Here is a 14596-nt window from a genome sequence, read left to right as displayed (position 1 = left end):
TATATAAGGGCGCACCCCCCAGCAGTTCAACCTGGCGACTATTTCAAACTATGTCGCTTGTGCCGCTGAGGCTGCTTTCGAACAGTAAGCGGGTGAGGCGGGCGACGCGCTCGCCGTGGCGTTGCCCCAGCGCTTCACGTAGCTGAAAGGCCAAAGTAGCGTGTACACGGCGTACGCTAGGCGGCAGAGCGTCGCCTTCGCGCAAGGCGTGGGGCACGCCACGGGTCAGGCGCAGAAAGCCCTTTTCGGAAAGTACCGCCTGATCCAAAGCGTCATAGCCAATGGTGGTGTCGAAGCGTATATAGCCTTCTTCGGCCAGCCACAACAACGCGCCCAGGCAGCTTTGATGGCGTGGCGTGGGCAGTCCAAACTCGTCGGGCTCTTCGCGGCCGATTAAGTCTTCGACATACAGTGCAGCCTTGCTGGGGAACGCCTGATAAAGGGTCAGCATGCCGGCGGCGGCATCCTTGTAGAAGTCGTCGATCTGCAGGTCCATCAGAATTTGCTAATTATTGAGGTGGGAAGGTAAGGCAGCACACGCCCCAGCAGCGCCCAGGGCCAACCCGGCACATATGCACTGGTGCTGCGTTTGTCGATGTGACGCGCAATCAGCGCCGCGCCGCGCTCCACATCAATTAGAAAAGGTCGGCTGGGCATGTCGCTGTTCAGCGGGGTGTCGATAAAGCCCGGCAGCAGTAAGGTAGTGTCGATGTTTTTACCCAGCAGTTCGGCGCGGGTCGCTTCCATGTAGCTGATCAAACCGGCCTTGCTGGCCGAATAGGCTGCCGTATGTGGCAGGCCGCGCTTACCTGCCACGGAGGCAACTGCTACCAGGTGACCGTGGCCCTGTTGGCGAAACAGCGCGCAGGCGGCGTCCAGACAAGCGATAGCACCGATCAGGTTGGTTTCCACTGTGCGCTTGGCGCGGTCGAAGTAACCACCGCCGGCTTTGCCGGTGAGCGCAATGCCGGCGTTGGCGATAATCCCGTCTAATCCGCCTAAGGCAGTGGCGGCCAGGGCTACGGCATCCTGGCAGGCGGCGTAGTCGGTTACATCCAGCGGCAACACCAGCACCTTGCAGTTAAAGCGTGCCTGCAGTTCCGCGGCCAACAAGTGCAGGCTGTCCTCACGGCGAGCAGCCAGAGCCAGGGCATAGCCTTTGCCCGCCAATTCACGGGCCAGGGCGGCACCAATGCCAGAACTGGCTCCGGTCAGCAGGTAGCGTTTGTTCTGGCGCATGCGGCTCTCCGTTACTGTTGATAGGTTTTGAGGAAGCTACCTATGCGGCCGATGGCCATTTCCAGCTCATCTACACGCGGCAGGGTTACCACGCGAAAGTGATCCGGCCACGGCCAGTTAAAAGCGGTGCCCTGCACGATCAGCAGTTTTTCCGAGAGCAGCAGGTCAAGGACGAACTTCTCATCGTTGTGGATGGGGCAGACTTTTGGGTCGATCTTGGGGAAGGCATACAGAGCGCCCATGGGTTTGACGCAGCTGACGCCGGGGATGTCGTTGAGCAGCTCCCAGGTGCGGTTACGTTGCTCCAGCAAGCGGCCTTGTGGCAACACCAGGTCATTGATGCTCTGGTAGCCACCGAGGGCTGTCTGGATTGCATGCTGGCTCGGCACGTTGGCACACAGGCGCATGTTGGCGAGGATATCGATGCCTTCGATATAGCTCTGAGCGCGGTGCTTGGGCCCGGAAATTGCCACCCAGCCGGAGCGAAAGCCAGCGACGCGGTAGGACTTCGACAAACCGTTAAAGGTCAGGCACAACACGTCCGGGGCAAGCGCTGCGGTACAGATATGCACCGCATCGTCGTAGAGGATTTTGTCGTAGATTTCGTCGGAGAACAGCACTAGGTTGTGCTGGCGCGCCAGTTCGACAATGTCCAGCAGCACTTCCTTGGAATACACCGCGCCGGTGGGGTTGTTCGGGTTGATCAACACTAAGGCTTTGGTGTTAGGGGTGATTTTAGCCTTCATGTCGGCGATGTCGGGGAACCAGCCCGCTTGTTCGTCGCATAGATAGTGCACCGGTTTACCGCCAGCCAGCGCTACGGAAGCCGTCCACAGCGGGTAGTCGGGCGCCGGGATCAGCACTTCATCACCGTTGTTGAGGAGCGCCTGCATGGCCATTACGATCAGCTCGGAAACACCGTTGCCGAGGTAAATGTCCTCAATGCCAACGCCTTCGACCTGCTTTTGCTGGTAGTACTGCATCACCGCTTTACGCGCGCTGAACAGGCCCTTGGAGTCGCTATAGCCCTGCGCCGTCGGCAAATTACGGATGACGTCCTGGAGGATTTCCTCAGGTGCTTCGAAACCGAACGGCGCCGGGTTGCCGATATTCAGCTTGAGGATGCGATGACCTTCCTCTTCCAGGCGTTTGGCGTGCTTGAGCACGGGCCCGCGGATGTCATAACAGACGTTGGCGAGCTTGTTCGATTTGCTGAACTGCATGTAAGTAATCCCGAATGGTGAAGCGCCGCTGAATTACCCTGCAAAAAGCTGCGCTATAACGCGCCTTGGCAGGTTGTAACGCCGGTGACAGACTGGGGGCGAATGATACGTGGCAGCCCGACCTTGGCAAAGGTACTGGTCGGGCTTTTTTATGGTGTGCCATCCATGGTTGCCATCCTTCTGGCCGTCGCTACGCGACGTTTAAAATCGCTTCCGGCGATTTTTCTATTGAGGAGACTTGCCTGTGAATAAGTTAGATAAACCCTTAGAAAGTTGGCGTGAAGAGCTTTCCGAGGAGCAGTTTCATGTCTGCCGTCTGGGCGGTACAGAACGCGCATTTAGTGGCGAGTACCATGACAGCAAAGTGCCGGGTATTTACCACTGCGCCTGCTGCCAGACCGAGCTGTTCGACTCCGATGCCAAGTTTGACTCCGGCAGCGGCTGGCCCAGTTACTTTCAGCCAGTCAGCAACGAAGCCATCACCAGCCTGGATGACTTCAATCACGGTATGCACCGTATTGAGGTCAAATGTGCTAAATGCGAAGCCCACTTGGGGCATGTTTTCCCCGATGGACCAGCGCCGACAGGGCTGCGTTACTGCATCAATTCGGCATCGCTCAAGCTGGTCGCTAAAACTGACGGCTGATTTTTTGCGACTAAACAATGATGCTGTGGCCCGCTATCAGCGGGCCTTATTTTCACAAATTAAATTGCATGCAATTTAATTGCACGCTAGTTTTTGCCCATACCCACTTTTAGGATGACCCGCATGAGCAACGCACTCTTCGATATTCCCGTCACCACCATCAAGGGCGAGCAAAAGACCTTGGCTGATTTCGGCGGTAAGGCCGTACTGGTGGTCAATACCGCCAGCAAGTGCGGTTTCACTCCGCAATACAAGGGCCTGGAAAACGTTTGGCAGCAGTACAAAGATCAGGGGCTGGTGGTGTTGGGCTTCCCCTGCAATCAGTTCGGCAAGCAGGAACCTGGCAATGATGGGGCGATTTCTGAATTCTGCGAGCTGAACTTCGGCGTGAGCTTTCCGCTGTTTAAAAAGGTCGACGTCAATGGCAGCGATGCCCATCCGTTATTCGTCAATCTGAAGAAAAGTGCGCCGGGCCTACTCGGCAGTCAGGGCATCAAATGGAACTTCACTAAGTTTCTGCTGAGTGCCGACGGCCAGGTGATCAAGCGTTTCGCTCCGACCACTAAGCCTGAAGACCTAACTGCCGAGATTGAAGCGCTGCTGAAATGACCGTACTCGGCTTGCGCGCGGATGAGGGGCTGCAACTGGACAACCAGCTGTGCTTCAAACTCTACGCGGCCTCACGGGCGGTGATCCGTGCGTATAAGCCGATGCTCGACAAGTTGGGGCTGACCTACCCGCAGTATCTGGCCATGCTGGTGCTGTGGGAGTGGCAGCAGCAGCCGCCAGCGCTACCGACGATTAAGGCGCTGGGCGAACGCTTGCTGCTGGATTCCGGCACATTGACGCCGCTGCTCAAGCGCCTGGAGCTGCAGGGCTTGTTGCAACGCAAGCGTTCGGCCAGTGATGAGCGAGAGGTGCATTTGGCGTTAACGTCGAGCGGCTGTGCGCTGCGTGAACAGGTGTTGCCGCTGAAAAATCAGCTGCTCTGTGAACGCACGGTTGATCTGGATGCCGTCACCGCATTGCGTAACCAGGTGGGTGTGCTGCTGGATCAACTGACCGAGCTCAGCCACTGATCGAGCAGGGCCGCTAGTTCGTCCTTACGGAAGGGCTTGGCCAGGTAATCGGTCATCCCTGCCGCGCGGCACCGCTCGCGTTCATCAGACAGCGCATTGGCCGTCAGAGCAACGATGGGTAACGCGGTGAACTCGGCTTTCTGGCGAATCCTGCGGCTGGTTTCATAGCCATCCATGACCGGCATATTGCAGTCCATCAAGATCAAATCGACTGTCTGGGTTTCCAGTAGCTTCAGGGCTTCTGCGCCATGATTAGCCAGCAGCACTTCGCAGCCTAGTTTGCCCAGCAAGCCTTTGGCTACAAGCTGATTAACTGGGTTGTCCTCCACCAGCAGCACGCGGGCTTGGCGGTTGCGTTGTGGCTCACTGGACTGTTCGGGGGCATGCACTTCGGCTTGGCCGAGGGTGCGCCGCAGGGCCTGCAGCAGCGCCTGGCGTGATAGCGGCCGCGCCAGTTGCTCAATGGGCGAGAGTGCTTGTACCTGTTCCTCGCTGAGGAAGTCGCCATAGGCGCTGACCAGCATAATTGGCAGATCGGAGAGTGCGCGCAGTTCACTCAAGCGCTGTGGGCAATCGCTGATCAGCAGATCGGCCTCGATCTTATCCAGACCGGTATCGGCATCTAGCTGTTGATATTGCAGCCCCCAGCTGGGCAGCAGGTTGGCCAGTTGTTCGCTGAGCCCGGAGTTGGCTGGGCTGAGCCCGAGAATGCGCCCGCGCAGTTGCGGGGCTTGAACAATAGTGCCTTTGCTGGGCAGCGGCAGATCAATGCTAAAGGTACTGCCAAAACCTTCACGTGTTTCTAGGCTGAGCCGACCATGCATGGCTTCACAGAGGCGTCGGGTCAAGGCCAGGCCCAGGCCGGTACCGCCAAATTGTCGGGTAATGCCAACGCCAGCTTGGGCAAACGGGTGGAATATCCGTGTTTGGGCGTCTTCGGCGATGCCGATGCCGGTGTCGCGCACAATCAGCCTAACGCCACCTGCCTGAGCGTTAACGCGGATGTCGACGCGGCCATGGCGGGTGAATTTCAGAGCGTTGGACAGTAGGTTGCTGGCGATCTGCCTAATCCGGGTCGGGTCGCCGAGTAGCTGGTTGGGCAGCAGTGGGTCGATCAGGCAAGTCAGTTCGACGCCGGGTGCGGCGTTCTGTGAAAGCAGATTGGCGGTTTCTTCGATCATGCTCCCGAGATCGAAGGCGATGTGTTCCAGTTCAAGCTGTCCGGCCTCGAATTTTGATAGGTCGAGAATGTCGTTGAGTAGCTCGACCAGTACTTCGCCTGAGTCGTGGGCAATCGACAATTGCTGACGCTGTTGGTTATTCAAAGGTCCGTCCAGGGACAGCGCGAGCATGCCCAATAGACCGTTGAGTGGGGTGCGAATCTCATGGCTCATATTGGCTAGGAAGGCCGAGCGTGCCTGGGCCATGTCCAATGCTATGCGTCTGGCGGCTTCGAGCTCGCTATTGGAGTCGAGCAGGCGGCTGTTGGCGGCTTCCAGCTGCTCGGTGCGCGCCGAGACCATGTCCTCCAGCTCAGCCAGGTAGCGGGTCAGGCGTTCTTCAGCGTCTTGGCGTTGTGCGATTTCGCTGGCGATGCTGGCCAGCTGACGATTGGTAACGTTGACTAATACGCCGATTTCATCGCGCTCATGGCCGTGAGGGTAGGGCAGTTTGTTGTGGTTGGGGCTGCGCAGGTCACGTTCGCTGAGGGCGCGGATAAAGCCGGTCAGCGGCTTGGTCAGCATAAAATAGAACATCACCAGCAGGATGAGTGACAACAACAGGCTGCGGGCGAACCCAGTAAGCAGGGTCAGCAGCGAACGGCGCAGGAAGTGGCTGCCAAATGCATAGGTGTCCACTTCAAGGCTCAGTTTGCCTAGGGCTTCAGTGGGGGAGTGGCTAACGAATAGAGCGGTCTCGAAGTGTCGGCGTGAGCCAAACATGAAATCACTGAGCACCCGGTAGCGATTTTGCATGGCGGGTCGGCTGACGCTAGCCAGGCTCAGCTGGTTGTTGTCGATGATTTGTGCGCTGATCACGGCGGGTGAGCGCAGCAGGCCCAGCACTAGCTCTTGGGCCAGCTCGGCGTCGATGTTGTAGGCGATGCGCGCCGCAGGGTTATGGCTGATTTCCATCAGCGCATTAATCTCGCGATCGATGGAGGCATCTTCGCTGGCATAATCGATGCCCACTTGGACCAAACTGAGCGCCGTGCCGAGGATAAAGGCTACCAAGACGGTTAAGCCGGCCTGTTTAAATGACAGGCGTTGGGTTAGCGCTATATCCATATGGGCTAATTACTCTCGTATTGAATTGCCAGCCAAGCATAGCCCATCTGCCTCACTGGGCGGCAGTGGCCAAGCGGTTCGAAGACCTTGGAGTGTGTTGTGGATTCACGGTTAAGTGCTTTTTTATTGCAGGCTGAGTCTGTACTAGCGCGGTTGGAACCCTTATTGCCGGCGCAGCGGCCTGTTATCGACTGGCAGCAGTGTTTAGCGGCACGTTGGCAGCATGACGGACGTAGCGGGTTTCTCGCGCCGCTCAAGGTCAATCTAGATGTCGGTCTGGCCGATTTGATTGGCGTGGATCGTCAGCGTGACCAGCTGGCGCGCAATACCCAGCAGTTTATGCAGGGCTTACCGGCCAACCATGCTCTGCTCTGGGGTGCACGCGGTACCGGTAAATCATCACTGGTGCGTGCGCTATTAGCTGAGCATGCGTCGGCTGGGCTGCGCCTGATCGAGATCGAGCGTGATCATCTGACTGATCTGCCGCGTATCGTCGAGCAGCTGAGCGAGTTGCCGCAGCGGTTTGTGCTGTTCTGCGATGACCTGTCATTCGAGGCCGGTGAAGGTGACTATCGCATGCTGAAAACCGTGCTCGACGGTTCTCTGGAGCGTGCGCCGGACAATGTGCTTCTGTATGCCACTTCCAACCGTCGTCATCTGGTGTCGGAAAAACAGAGTGACAACGAACACTGGCAGCGTGTTGATGGCGAGTTGCATCCCAGTGAGGCGGTTGAGGATAAAATCGCGCTGTCTGACCGCTTCGGTCTATGGCTGTCGTTCTACCCCTTCACGCAGGAGCACTTCATTGACGTCGTGCGTCACTGGGTTGAGGTGCATGCTGAGCAGGCTGGTTTGACCTGGCAGTGGGATGAAACGCTAGAGAAGGCGGCGATCCGCTGGGCCTTGGCTCGCGGTAACCGTAACGGCCGCTGTGCCTATCAATTTGCCCGTGACTGGGTAGGGCTGCAATTACTGAGTAAAACTAATGATTGATCTACAACCAAGCGAGCAGGGGCTCGAGGACTATCCGTTTCTGGCCACGCAACTGCAGGCACTGCTGGCGGATGAGCGGGACTTTATTGCTAACGCGGCGCAGTTTTCTGCGTTTTTATTTCAACAAATCGGCAACTTGAACTGGGCGGGCTTTTATCTGGCGCGGGGTGAGGAGTTGGTGCTGGGGCCTTTCCAGGGCAATGTCGCGTGTGTGCGGATTCCCTTCGGTCGGGGTGTTTGCGGTGCTGCAGCAGCTACCGGACAAACCCAGCGGGTCGAGGATGTGCATGCTTTTACCGGGCATATTGCCTGCGACAGCGCCTCCAATAGCGAACTGGTGGTGCCGCTGTTTAAGGGCGGGCGTTTGCTTGGCGTGTTAGACCTTGATAGCCCGTCGCTGGCGCGCTTTAGCGTGGCAGATCAAGCAGGTATCGAGCGCCTGGCAGCGGTGTTTGTCGAACTCACTGATTGTTAAGCCAGCCCAAACAGCAAAAAGCCCGGACTAGCCGGGCTTTTTGCTGTTTGGGCTGACGTTTAGGCGTTTGCTCTCATCTTGGCGAGCATCTTCTGCTCGCTCGGCAATACACCCTGCACCGAAGTGCGCGCCTTGATTCGCGCGTAATGCGCGCTCAGGTTAGGCCAGCGCTGGGCGTCGATCTGCTCATCACCATGTTGCATATTGACCAGCTGGCAGGTGAGGGCTAGGTCAGCCAGGGTCAGGCTGTCGCCGACCAAGTATTCGGTAGCCCCAAGGGTTTTTTCCAGGTAGTCGAAATGAGGCGGAAGCTGCTCATGCAGGGCTTTGTGCACGGCGGCCTCATCGCTACTCTTGCCCATGCTTGGCTTCAATACTCGATTGCGGAATACAGTGAAGGTGCATAGCGGCGCCAGCTCGTAATCGGCGTATTTTTCTAGCCAGCGTACCTGCGCGCGTTGTTCGGCATTTTGCCCGAGTAGGCTGGCGCGCTCTGGATGCTTGTCGTCGAGGTATTGGCAAATCACGCTGGAGTCAGCGAGGACAAGTTCGCCGTCTTTGAGAGCCGGAATGCGCGCCAGTGGGTTCAGGTCTTTAAACCAGTCGGGCTGAGCGAATGGCAGAACGATCTCAAGTTGATAGTCCAGGGCCTTTTCAGCTAGCACCAGGCGAACTTTACGGACGTAGGGCGACAATGGGGCACCGTAAACAGTCAGGCTCATGTGTGACTCTCGTTAGCAGGTCATTAGCGCACACACTGCGCGCCGGGGAGGATTAATCGTAGATATTGTTCTTCTTCCATTCGTCATCGCCATCCAGCGATTCAAGGCCTGCATCCAGTTCGCTGGTCTGTTCGGCGTCGGTATTGCTGGTTTCCAGCACCAGGGCATTGGCGCGGGCGAGTTGTTCTTGGAATTTCTTCAGGGTGGTCTGATAGGGGGCTGGATCAGGCTGTTTGCGCAGGTACTGTACGCCGCGCTCAAATGCTAGGCGTGCCTGACCGGGCTGGTTCTTTTGCAAGGCTTGCTGGCCGAGGTTGCCAAAAAATTCGATATGCACCTGGGTCAGCATATGCCGCACTTCTTGCAACCAGTGTTTGGCATCGCTGCTTGGGATAATGCCTTCTTTGGCGCAGCGGGTGAGTTGGCCGTGCAGGTTCTCCAGCTGATAGCGAACGTCCTTGGCCTTGGCTTCATTGAGGATGGGTTGTGGTGGGTTGTTTACGACAATGGATTCGCCCTGTGCGATCAATTTGCGTAACTCTTCAATGCGCGCTTTGAGGGTGTTGTTACCTTTTTCCAACAGCAGCATGCGTTCACTGAAGTGCAGCTGCAGGCGACTCAGTAGCAGCTTCAGGGCTGGAGTCATCAGTTGGCCGGGGAGAGTTTCTGCGAGGTCGGTGCTGCGGCGCAGGCGATCGTTGAGGTCGGCTTTGATGCGCGCCTTCTCCAGTTTGTTGTTCTCGACCATATGATTGATGTAGGCAATGATGATCAACAGACCGATGCCAGAAACAATCAATATGGTAATCACGAGTGGTGACATGGGTGCAGTCTCTCGATTACCGGTTTCGCCCGAGTGTAGTGCCTTAGCGCTGAGGCTCATAGAGTAGCTGCGGTTTTGCAGCTGAAGTCTTTGATTTATAAAATTTTTTACATTGAGGTTGACGGGCCTGCAAAGGCTCAATAGAATGCGCGCCACTTCGAAGCGCAATGCCTCACGGCAAAACGCGTAGAAGCCGGATAGAAGTTTTAGCTTCCGGGCTGCGTCCCCTTCGTCTAGTGGCCTAGGACACCGCCCTTTCACGGCGGTAACAGGGGTTCGAGTCCCCTAGGGGACGCCATTTTTTGTTGTTGCTACATGTTGTAACCGCGGGAATAGCTCAGTTGGTAGAGCACGACCTTGCCAAGGTCGGGGTCGCGAGTTCGAGTCTCGTTTCCCGCTCCAAATAAACAAAAAAGCCGCTCAGTGAGCGGCTTTTTTGTGGCTGCAGGTTTGACTACTGAAAAAAGCCCGCCGGTGATGCTGTGCGGGCTTTTTTCTTCTGTGCTTTGACGTCAGTTTAGTGCGTGCCGCCTTGGGTGGGCATAGTCAGCAACTGCTTTTCTTGATTCCAGTCGAACGGCTCATCGTGTTCTGCGGCGTAGAAGCGGCGCTCTTCAAGGGCCTGATACATCTCGATTTCATCATCTGGCATAAAGTGCAGGCAATCACCGCCGAAGAACCACAGCAGGTCGCGTGGTACCAGGTGGGCGATTTGCGGGTAGCGCTGAAAGATCTGGCTGATCAAGTCCTGCCCCAGGTAGAGGCTGGCTTCGGGATCGCTCGGCAGGTCGCTGAGCAATTCGTCGTAGCGCTCCAGGTACATGGCGTGGCTGTCATCGAGGATCTGCTCGGCTTCGCCCAAAGCCACCAATATGGTGCGCAGGTGCTGGAGCAGGGCGAGGTGGTGGTCGATGTGAACGTTGGCCATGGGGCAATCCTGTAGGTAAAACGGGCGGCGCAGTATAAAGCCGACGCCGCCCGCTGTCCTGATTGAGGTGTATCCCGGCTTCGTTGCAGTCGTCATATCGCGAAGCCGGATTTGGCCCTAGCGCACCTTGCCAGAGCTTAGGGTCAGTTCCTCTTTGGCAAAGTCATCGACATCGATCACCACGCGGCGTGCGGCTTCAGCCTGTTGCAGGCTATGCGCCTCGTCGCTGCTGAGGACGCCGGCAGCCAGCGCGGCATCAATCAGGCTTTGCCCAGGCATTTCCTCAACGTCACCTGATTTGACGGCTTTGTGCAGCTTCTTCTGTAACGGTTGTGCGTCTTGCAGCAGGTTCATCGCATATTGTAACGCACCCACCGGATCCTGTTCGCCTTGCGGGCGGTAGCAGCCTTCGAGCAGCTCCTCCAGCGCCGGGTCGCCACTGTTGCGACCGATAATGGCGGCCAATTGCGCATCCAGTTCATCGCTCGGCCCTTTATGCCTGCGGCCTAGTGGCAACACCAGCACGCGCAGGGCGCAACCCAACAGCTTGTTGGGGAAGTTTGCCAGCAGTTCTTCCAAGGCTTGTTCGGCCTTGCTCAGGCTCTCTTCCATGGCCCAGCGCAACATGGGTTGGGAGTGTTCTGGGTAGCCCAGATCGTGGTAGCGCTTGAGGGCTGCTGAAGCCAGGTACAGATAGCTGAGTACATCACCCAGGCGTGCCGACAAGCGCTCGCGGCGTTTCAGCTCGCCACCCAGGATCATCATGCTGGTGTCGGCGAGTAGGGCAAAAGAGGCTGCCAGGCGATTGAGCGCGCGGAAGTATGGCCGGCTGATGTCATCACCGGGTTCCTGGCTGAAGCTACCGAAGCCCAGGCTGAGCAACAGGCTGCTGGCGGCGTTGCTTACGGCAAAGCCGACATGTTGCAGCAGCAGCTCATCGAACTCCCGCAAGGCCTGATCTTGATCCTCATGGCTGGCCAGGGCCATTTCCTTGAGTACATAGGGGTGGCAGCGAATCGCGCCCTGGCCAAAGATCATCAGGTTGCGTGAAAGGATATTGGCCCCTTCCACAGTGATGAAAATAGGTGCGCCCTGCCATGAGCGGGCGAGGTAGTTGTTCGGGCCCATGATGATGCCCTTACCGCCGTGCACATCCATGGCGTGACTGATGCACTCACGGCCACGTTCGGTCAGGTGGTACTTGAGGATGGCCGACAGCACCGAGGGCTTCTCTCCGAGGTCCACGGCGTTGGCCGTGAGGATGCGCGCGCTGTCCATCAGCCAGGCGTTGCCGCCAATCCGGGCCATGGCTTCTTGTACGCCTTCAAAGGCAGACAGGGGCACGTTGAATTGCTCGCGGATCTGGCTGTACTGGCCGGTAGTCAGGCTGGTGAACTTGGCGGCACCGGTGCCCACTGCCGGCAGAGAGATGGAACGCCCGACAGACAGGCAGTTCATCAGCATCATCCAGCCTTTGCCGAGCATCTCCTGGCCGCCGATCAGGTAATCCAGTGGGATGAATACATCCTTGCCGGAGTTGGGGCCGTTCATAAAGGCGGCACCGAGAGGCAGGTGACGGCGGCCGATTTCTACCCCAGCGGTTTCGGTCGGTACCAGCGCCAGGCTGATGCCCAGGTCTTCCTTCTCGCCCAGTAAGTGCTCGGGGTCGTAGGCCTTGAAGGCCAGGCCGAGTAGGGTCGCCACTGGACTGAGGGTGATGTAGCGCTTTTCCCAATTCAGGCGCAGGCCGATAACTTCCTTACCTTGCCATTGGCCTTTGCAGATGATCCCGGTATCGGGCATGGCACCGGCGTCAGAGCCTGCCAGCGGCCCGGTGAGGGCAAAGCAGGGAATATCTTCACCGCTGGCCAGGCGCGGCAGGTAGTGGTTGCGTTGTTCGTCGGTGCCGTAATGCAGCAGCAATTCAGCAGGGCCGAGTGAGTTGGGCACCATCACGGTAGAGGCCAGGTCGCCGGAGCGGGTGGCCAGCTTCATCGCCACTTGCGAGTGGGCGTAGGCTGAGAAGCCTTTGCCGCCATATTCTTTGGGGATGATCAGGGCAAAAAAGCCGTGTTCCTTGATGTGCGCCCAGGCTTCAGCAGGCAGGTCCATCTCTTGGCCAATTTGCCAGTCACTGACCATGGCGCAGAGTGCTTCGGTCGGGCCATCAATAAAGGCCTGTTCTTCCTCGGTCAGTTGCGCCTTGGGGTAGGCGAGCAGGGTGTCCCAGTTGGGGCGGCCGCTAAACAGCTCGCCATCCCACCACACCGTACCGGCTTCGATGGCGTCGCGTTCGGTGGCAGACATGGGTGGCAATGTTTGCTTAAACCACTTGAATAACGGGGCGCTGAGCAGGCTTCGGCGTTGTTGCGGCAGGAGCAGGGGCAGTGCTACGGCCAGCAGTAACAGCCAGAAAATGCCCATCAGCCAGGTGGGGGCGTGGCTGAAGATGCCCATCAGAAGCAAGAAACCACCGACTATGGCGATTGCGGGCAGCGGCGCGCAACGACGATGGGCGAGGTAGGCCGTGCCGAACAGCAGGACGAGTAACCAGAGAGCGAGCATGCAGAATCCTCCGTGATGACGATGTGTTTGATGCACCATCATGAGCGTAGTCGCCACAGATGGCGACAAGAGCGGTGAGCTTGGCTGAATCGTCGTTACATTGGCCGGGCTCGCTTCGCTAGACTGGTTTCTCAGTCACGGAGAAACCCTGATGCTCGAATACCTCAAGCCCGGCCGCTTCATCGATAGTGACCACCCTGCGCTGGTGGAGTTCGCAGAAAAATTTCGTGGTACCAGTCGCGACCCGCGTGAGCAGGCCATTAGTCTGTACTGCGCGGTGCGTGATGAAATTCGCTACAACCCCTATGTATTCAGCCTCGATGCAGAAACCCTGAAGGCCAGTTATGCGCTGCAGGCCGCGGAGAGTTATTGCGTGCCAAAAGCTGCCTTGCTCGCCGCCTGCGCCCGCCATTGTGGTATTCCCGCACGTATTGGCCTTGCTGATGTACGCAATCACTTGGCCACCCCGCGTCTGCTAGAGATGCTGCGCAGCGACGTATTCGCCATGCATGGTTACACCGAGCTGTATCTGAACGAGCGCTGGGTTAAGGCCACTCCGGCGTTTAACTTGGCCTTGTGTGAGCTGCTCAAGGTCACTGCACTGGAGTTCGATGGTATTCACGACAGCGTATTTCAGCCTTACAACGAACACGGCCAGCAGCATATGGAATACCTGCGCAGCCACGGTCACTTTGCTGATGTGCCAGTGCCGCTCTTTTTCGGTCATTTACAGCAGTGTTATCCGCATTTATTTAACGATGATGCGCCGCCGGTAGTGGGGGATATGCACCGCGAGGCCGAGGGCTAAATTAAGCCGCTCGATAGCCAACATCAATTTCCGTGTCTGTTTTCTTCGGGGTGGGATAGTAGGATGGCAGTCAAAGAATGTTGATTAACCCAGCCGAAGGAACTCAGGCGATGCTGAAAATTTGGGGCCGTAAAAACTCCAATAATGTGCGCAAGGTGTTGTGGTGCGCAGAGGAGGCCGGCGTACCGTATGAAGCAATCGATGCGGGAGGGGCGTTTGGTTTGGTTAATGACCCGGGCTATCTCGCAATGAACCCCAATGGTCTGGTGCCGGTAATTGAAGATGATGGCCTGGTGCTGTGGGAGTCCAATGCCATAGTCCGCTACCTAGCAGCGCAATACGCTGACGGCGTTTTGTATGCCAAAGATCCTATACAACGTGCCCAGGCGGATAAGTGGATGGACTGGACTACATCCACACTTGCTGCTCCATTTCGCGATCTGTTTTTGGGTACCCTGCGTACTCCGCCTGAGCAACGCAATTATGACGTTATTGCGGCCGCGCTCACGCGCTGTGGTGAGTTGCTGGAGGCGGCAGACCAAGCGCTGGCCTCGCAGCCCTACCTCTCGGGCGCTAACTTTGGGATGGGCGATATTCCTTTAGGCTGCTTCATCTACGCGTGGTTTGAGATGCCCATTGAGCGGCCACAGCTGCCTCATCTGCAGGCTTGGTACACACGCTTGCAGGAGCGCCCGGCATACCGGACGTCAGTGATGACAGCATTGACCTAAGCTGCTCAACGCAGGGCGGCGACTGAGAAAACCTCTAGCCAGCTGGCGTGCTGGCGCTAGACTTGGCGACTGTTCC

Annotated in this window: 15 protein-coding genes and 2 tRNA genes; 9 read left to right on the top strand and 8 right to left on the bottom strand. The window is 57.6% G+C overall.

The features are described 5' to 3' along the window. Positions 1–43: 43 nt before the first annotated feature. Genes BMZ32_RS00365 through BMZ32_RS00355 form a run of 3 tightly spaced genes read right to left on the bottom strand, consistent with a single transcriptional unit; the run spans position 44 to position 2462 of the window. Positions 44–496 carry a hypothetical protein gene (locus BMZ32_RS00365; RefSeq protein WP_090237942.1) on the bottom strand — a complete coding sequence of 151 codons (453 nt, stop codon included), beginning with the start codon at positions 494–496 and terminating at the stop codon, positions 44–46. Further along, positions 496–1239: an SDR family NAD(P)-dependent oxidoreductase gene (locus tag BMZ32_RS00360; RefSeq protein ID WP_090237939.1), complete on the bottom strand. Its 744-nt coding sequence runs from the start codon at positions 1237–1239 to the stop codon at positions 496–498. Before BMZ32_RS00360 ends, BMZ32_RS00365 begins: the two co-directional genes overlap by 1 nt. 11 nt (positions 1240–1250) lie before the next feature. Beyond that, positions 1251–2462 (bottom strand): pyridoxal phosphate-dependent aminotransferase, encoded by a 1212-nt coding sequence (locus BMZ32_RS00355; protein ID WP_090237936.1) that lies wholly within the window; start codon positions 2460–2462, stop codon positions 1251–1253. A 244-nt stretch (positions 2463–2706) separates the two neighbouring features. Between BMZ32_RS00355 and msrB the strand changes: the two genes are divergently transcribed. From msrB to BMZ32_RS00340, 3 genes are all read left to right on the top strand, one after another. Then, complete coding sequence (msrB, locus tag BMZ32_RS00350; protein WP_090237933.1) at positions 2707–3108, top strand: peptide-methionine (R)-S-oxide reductase MsrB; 402 nt, start codon at positions 2707–2709, stop codon at positions 3106–3108. Between the two features lie 123 nt (positions 3109–3231). Next, positions 3232–3717 carry a glutathione peroxidase gene (locus tag BMZ32_RS00345; protein ID WP_090237930.1) on the top strand — a complete coding sequence of 162 codons (486 nt, stop codon included), beginning with the start codon at positions 3232–3234 and terminating at the stop codon, positions 3715–3717. Continuing rightward, positions 3714–4187, top strand: a complete 474-nt coding sequence (locus BMZ32_RS00340) for a MarR family winged helix-turn-helix transcriptional regulator (protein ID WP_090237927.1) — start codon at positions 3714–3716, stop codon at positions 4185–4187. The genes BMZ32_RS00345 and BMZ32_RS00340 overlap by 4 nt, the downstream gene beginning before the upstream one ends. Here the strand turns inward: BMZ32_RS00340 and BMZ32_RS00335 are convergent. Continuing rightward, the gene (locus BMZ32_RS00335) at positions 4163–6475 is read right to left on the bottom strand and encodes a response regulator (protein WP_090237924.1); all 2313 of its coding nucleotides are present in this window, start codon (positions 6473–6475) and stop codon (positions 4163–4165) included. The two genes, BMZ32_RS00340 and BMZ32_RS00335, sit on opposite strands and share 25 nt — an antisense overlap. A 99-nt stretch (positions 6476–6574) precedes the next feature. Here BMZ32_RS00335 and BMZ32_RS00330 point away from each other — a divergent pair, with 99 nt between their 5' ends. Both BMZ32_RS00330 and BMZ32_RS00325 read left to right on the top strand, forming a co-directional pair. Beyond that, positions 6575–7468 carry an ATP-binding protein gene (locus BMZ32_RS00330; RefSeq protein ID WP_090237921.1) on the top strand — a complete coding sequence of 298 codons (894 nt, stop codon included), beginning with the start codon at positions 6575–6577 and terminating at the stop codon, positions 7466–7468. Continuing rightward, positions 7461–7943, top strand: coding sequence for a GAF domain-containing protein (locus BMZ32_RS00325; RefSeq protein ID WP_090237915.1), 483 nt, complete (start codon positions 7461–7463; stop codon positions 7941–7943). Before BMZ32_RS00330 ends, BMZ32_RS00325 begins: the two co-directional genes overlap by 8 nt. Positions 7944–8002: 59 nt before the next feature. On the opposite strand, the gene BMZ32_RS00320 is transcribed toward BMZ32_RS00325, so the two are convergent. Together BMZ32_RS00320 and BMZ32_RS00315 are read right to left on the bottom strand one after the other, a co-directional pair. Then, on the bottom strand, positions 8003–8665 hold the full coding sequence (locus BMZ32_RS00320; RefSeq protein ID WP_090237911.1) for a glutathione S-transferase family protein: 663 nt from the start codon (positions 8663–8665) through the stop codon (positions 8003–8005). Between the two features lie 52 nt (positions 8666–8717). Beyond that, on the bottom strand, positions 8718–9488 hold the full coding sequence (locus BMZ32_RS00315) for a hypothetical protein (protein WP_167376702.1): 771 nt from the start codon (positions 9486–9488) through the stop codon (positions 8718–8720). A 222-nt stretch (positions 9489–9710) separates the two neighbouring features. Between BMZ32_RS00315 and BMZ32_RS00310 the strand changes: the two genes are divergently transcribed. Both BMZ32_RS00310 and BMZ32_RS00305 read left to right on the top strand, forming a co-directional pair. After that, positions 9711–9786, top strand: a tRNA-Glu gene (locus BMZ32_RS00310). A 28-nt stretch (positions 9787–9814) separates the two neighbouring features. Next, a tRNA-Gly gene (locus BMZ32_RS00305) sits at positions 9815–9890 on the top strand. Between the two features lie 115 nt (positions 9891–10005). Here BMZ32_RS00305 and BMZ32_RS00300 read toward each other — a convergent pair. Then, positions 10006–10416 (bottom strand): PA2817 family protein, encoded by a 411-nt coding sequence (locus BMZ32_RS00300; protein WP_090237908.1) that lies wholly within the window; start codon positions 10414–10416, stop codon positions 10006–10008. Between the two features lie 117 nt (positions 10417–10533). Further along, entirely contained in the window at positions 10534–12981 is a 2448-nt protein-coding gene (locus BMZ32_RS00295) for an acyl-CoA dehydrogenase (protein ID WP_090237904.1), read from the bottom strand. Between the two features lie 151 nt (positions 12982–13132). Here BMZ32_RS00295 and BMZ32_RS00290 point away from each other — a divergent pair, with 151 nt between their 5' ends. Together BMZ32_RS00290 and BMZ32_RS00285 are read left to right on the top strand one after the other, a co-directional pair. After that, on the top strand, positions 13133–13789 hold the full coding sequence (locus tag BMZ32_RS00290; protein WP_090237901.1) for a transglutaminase-like domain-containing protein: 657 nt from the start codon (positions 13133–13135) through the stop codon (positions 13787–13789). Positions 13790–13899: 110 nt separating this feature from the next. Then, positions 13900–14520, top strand: a complete 621-nt coding sequence (locus BMZ32_RS00285; protein WP_090237898.1) for a glutathione S-transferase family protein — start codon at positions 13900–13902, stop codon at positions 14518–14520. The last annotated feature ends 76 nt before the right edge of the window (positions 14521–14596 follow it).

The sequence above is a fragment of the Pseudomonas guineae genome (assembly GCF_900113745.1).
Taxonomy (GTDB): Bacteria; Pseudomonadota; Gammaproteobacteria; order Pseudomonadales; family Pseudomonadaceae; genus Aquipseudomonas; species Aquipseudomonas guineae.
The sequence above is the reverse complement of the archived record's forward strand: the minus strand, read 5'-3'. Positions and strand labels throughout refer to the sequence as shown.

Bases quoted from the DNA above. Each gene is read 5' to 3' on its own strand.
- BMZ32_RS00285 (WP_090237898.1), top strand. From the start codon at position 13,900: ATGCTGAAAATTTGGGGCCGTAAAAACTCCAATAATGTGCGCAAGGTG.
- BMZ32_RS00325 (WP_090237915.1), top strand. From the start codon at position 7,461: ATGATTGATCTACAACCAAGCGAGCAGGGGCTCGAGGACTATCCGTTT.
- BMZ32_RS00345 (WP_090237930.1), top strand. From the start codon at position 3,232: ATGAGCAACGCACTCTTCGATATTCCCGTCACCACCATCAAGGGCGAG.
- BMZ32_RS00355 (WP_090237936.1), bottom strand. From the start codon at position 2,462: ATGCAGTTCAGCAAATCGAACAAGCTCGCCAACGTCTGTTATGACATC.
- BMZ32_RS00295 (WP_090237904.1), bottom strand. From the start codon at position 12,981: ATGCTCGCTCTCTGGTTACTCGTCCTGCTGTTCGGCACGGCCTACCTC.
- BMZ32_RS00300 (WP_090237908.1), bottom strand. From the start codon at position 10,416: ATGGCCAACGTTCACATCGACCACCACCTCGCCCTGCTCCAGCACCTG.
- BMZ32_RS00335 (WP_090237924.1), bottom strand. From the start codon at position 6,475: ATGGATATAGCGCTAACCCAACGCCTGTCATTTAAACAGGCCGGCTTA.
- BMZ32_RS00315 (WP_167376702.1), bottom strand. From the start codon at position 9,488: ATGTCACCACTCGTGATTACCATATTGATTGTTTCTGGCATCGGTCTG.
- BMZ32_RS00360 (WP_090237939.1), bottom strand. From the start codon at position 1,239: ATGCGCCAGAACAAACGCTACCTGCTGACCGGAGCCAGTTCTGGCATT.
- BMZ32_RS00320 (WP_090237911.1), bottom strand. From the start codon at position 8,665: ATGAGCCTGACTGTTTACGGTGCCCCATTGTCGCCCTACGTCCGTAAA.
- BMZ32_RS00365 (WP_090237942.1), bottom strand. From the start codon at position 496: ATGGACCTGCAGATCGACGACTTCTACAAGGATGCCGCCGCCGGCATG.
- BMZ32_RS00290 (WP_090237901.1), top strand. From the start codon at position 13,133: ATGCTCGAATACCTCAAGCCCGGCCGCTTCATCGATAGTGACCACCCT.
- BMZ32_RS00340 (WP_090237927.1), top strand. From the start codon at position 3,714: ATGACCGTACTCGGCTTGCGCGCGGATGAGGGGCTGCAACTGGACAAC.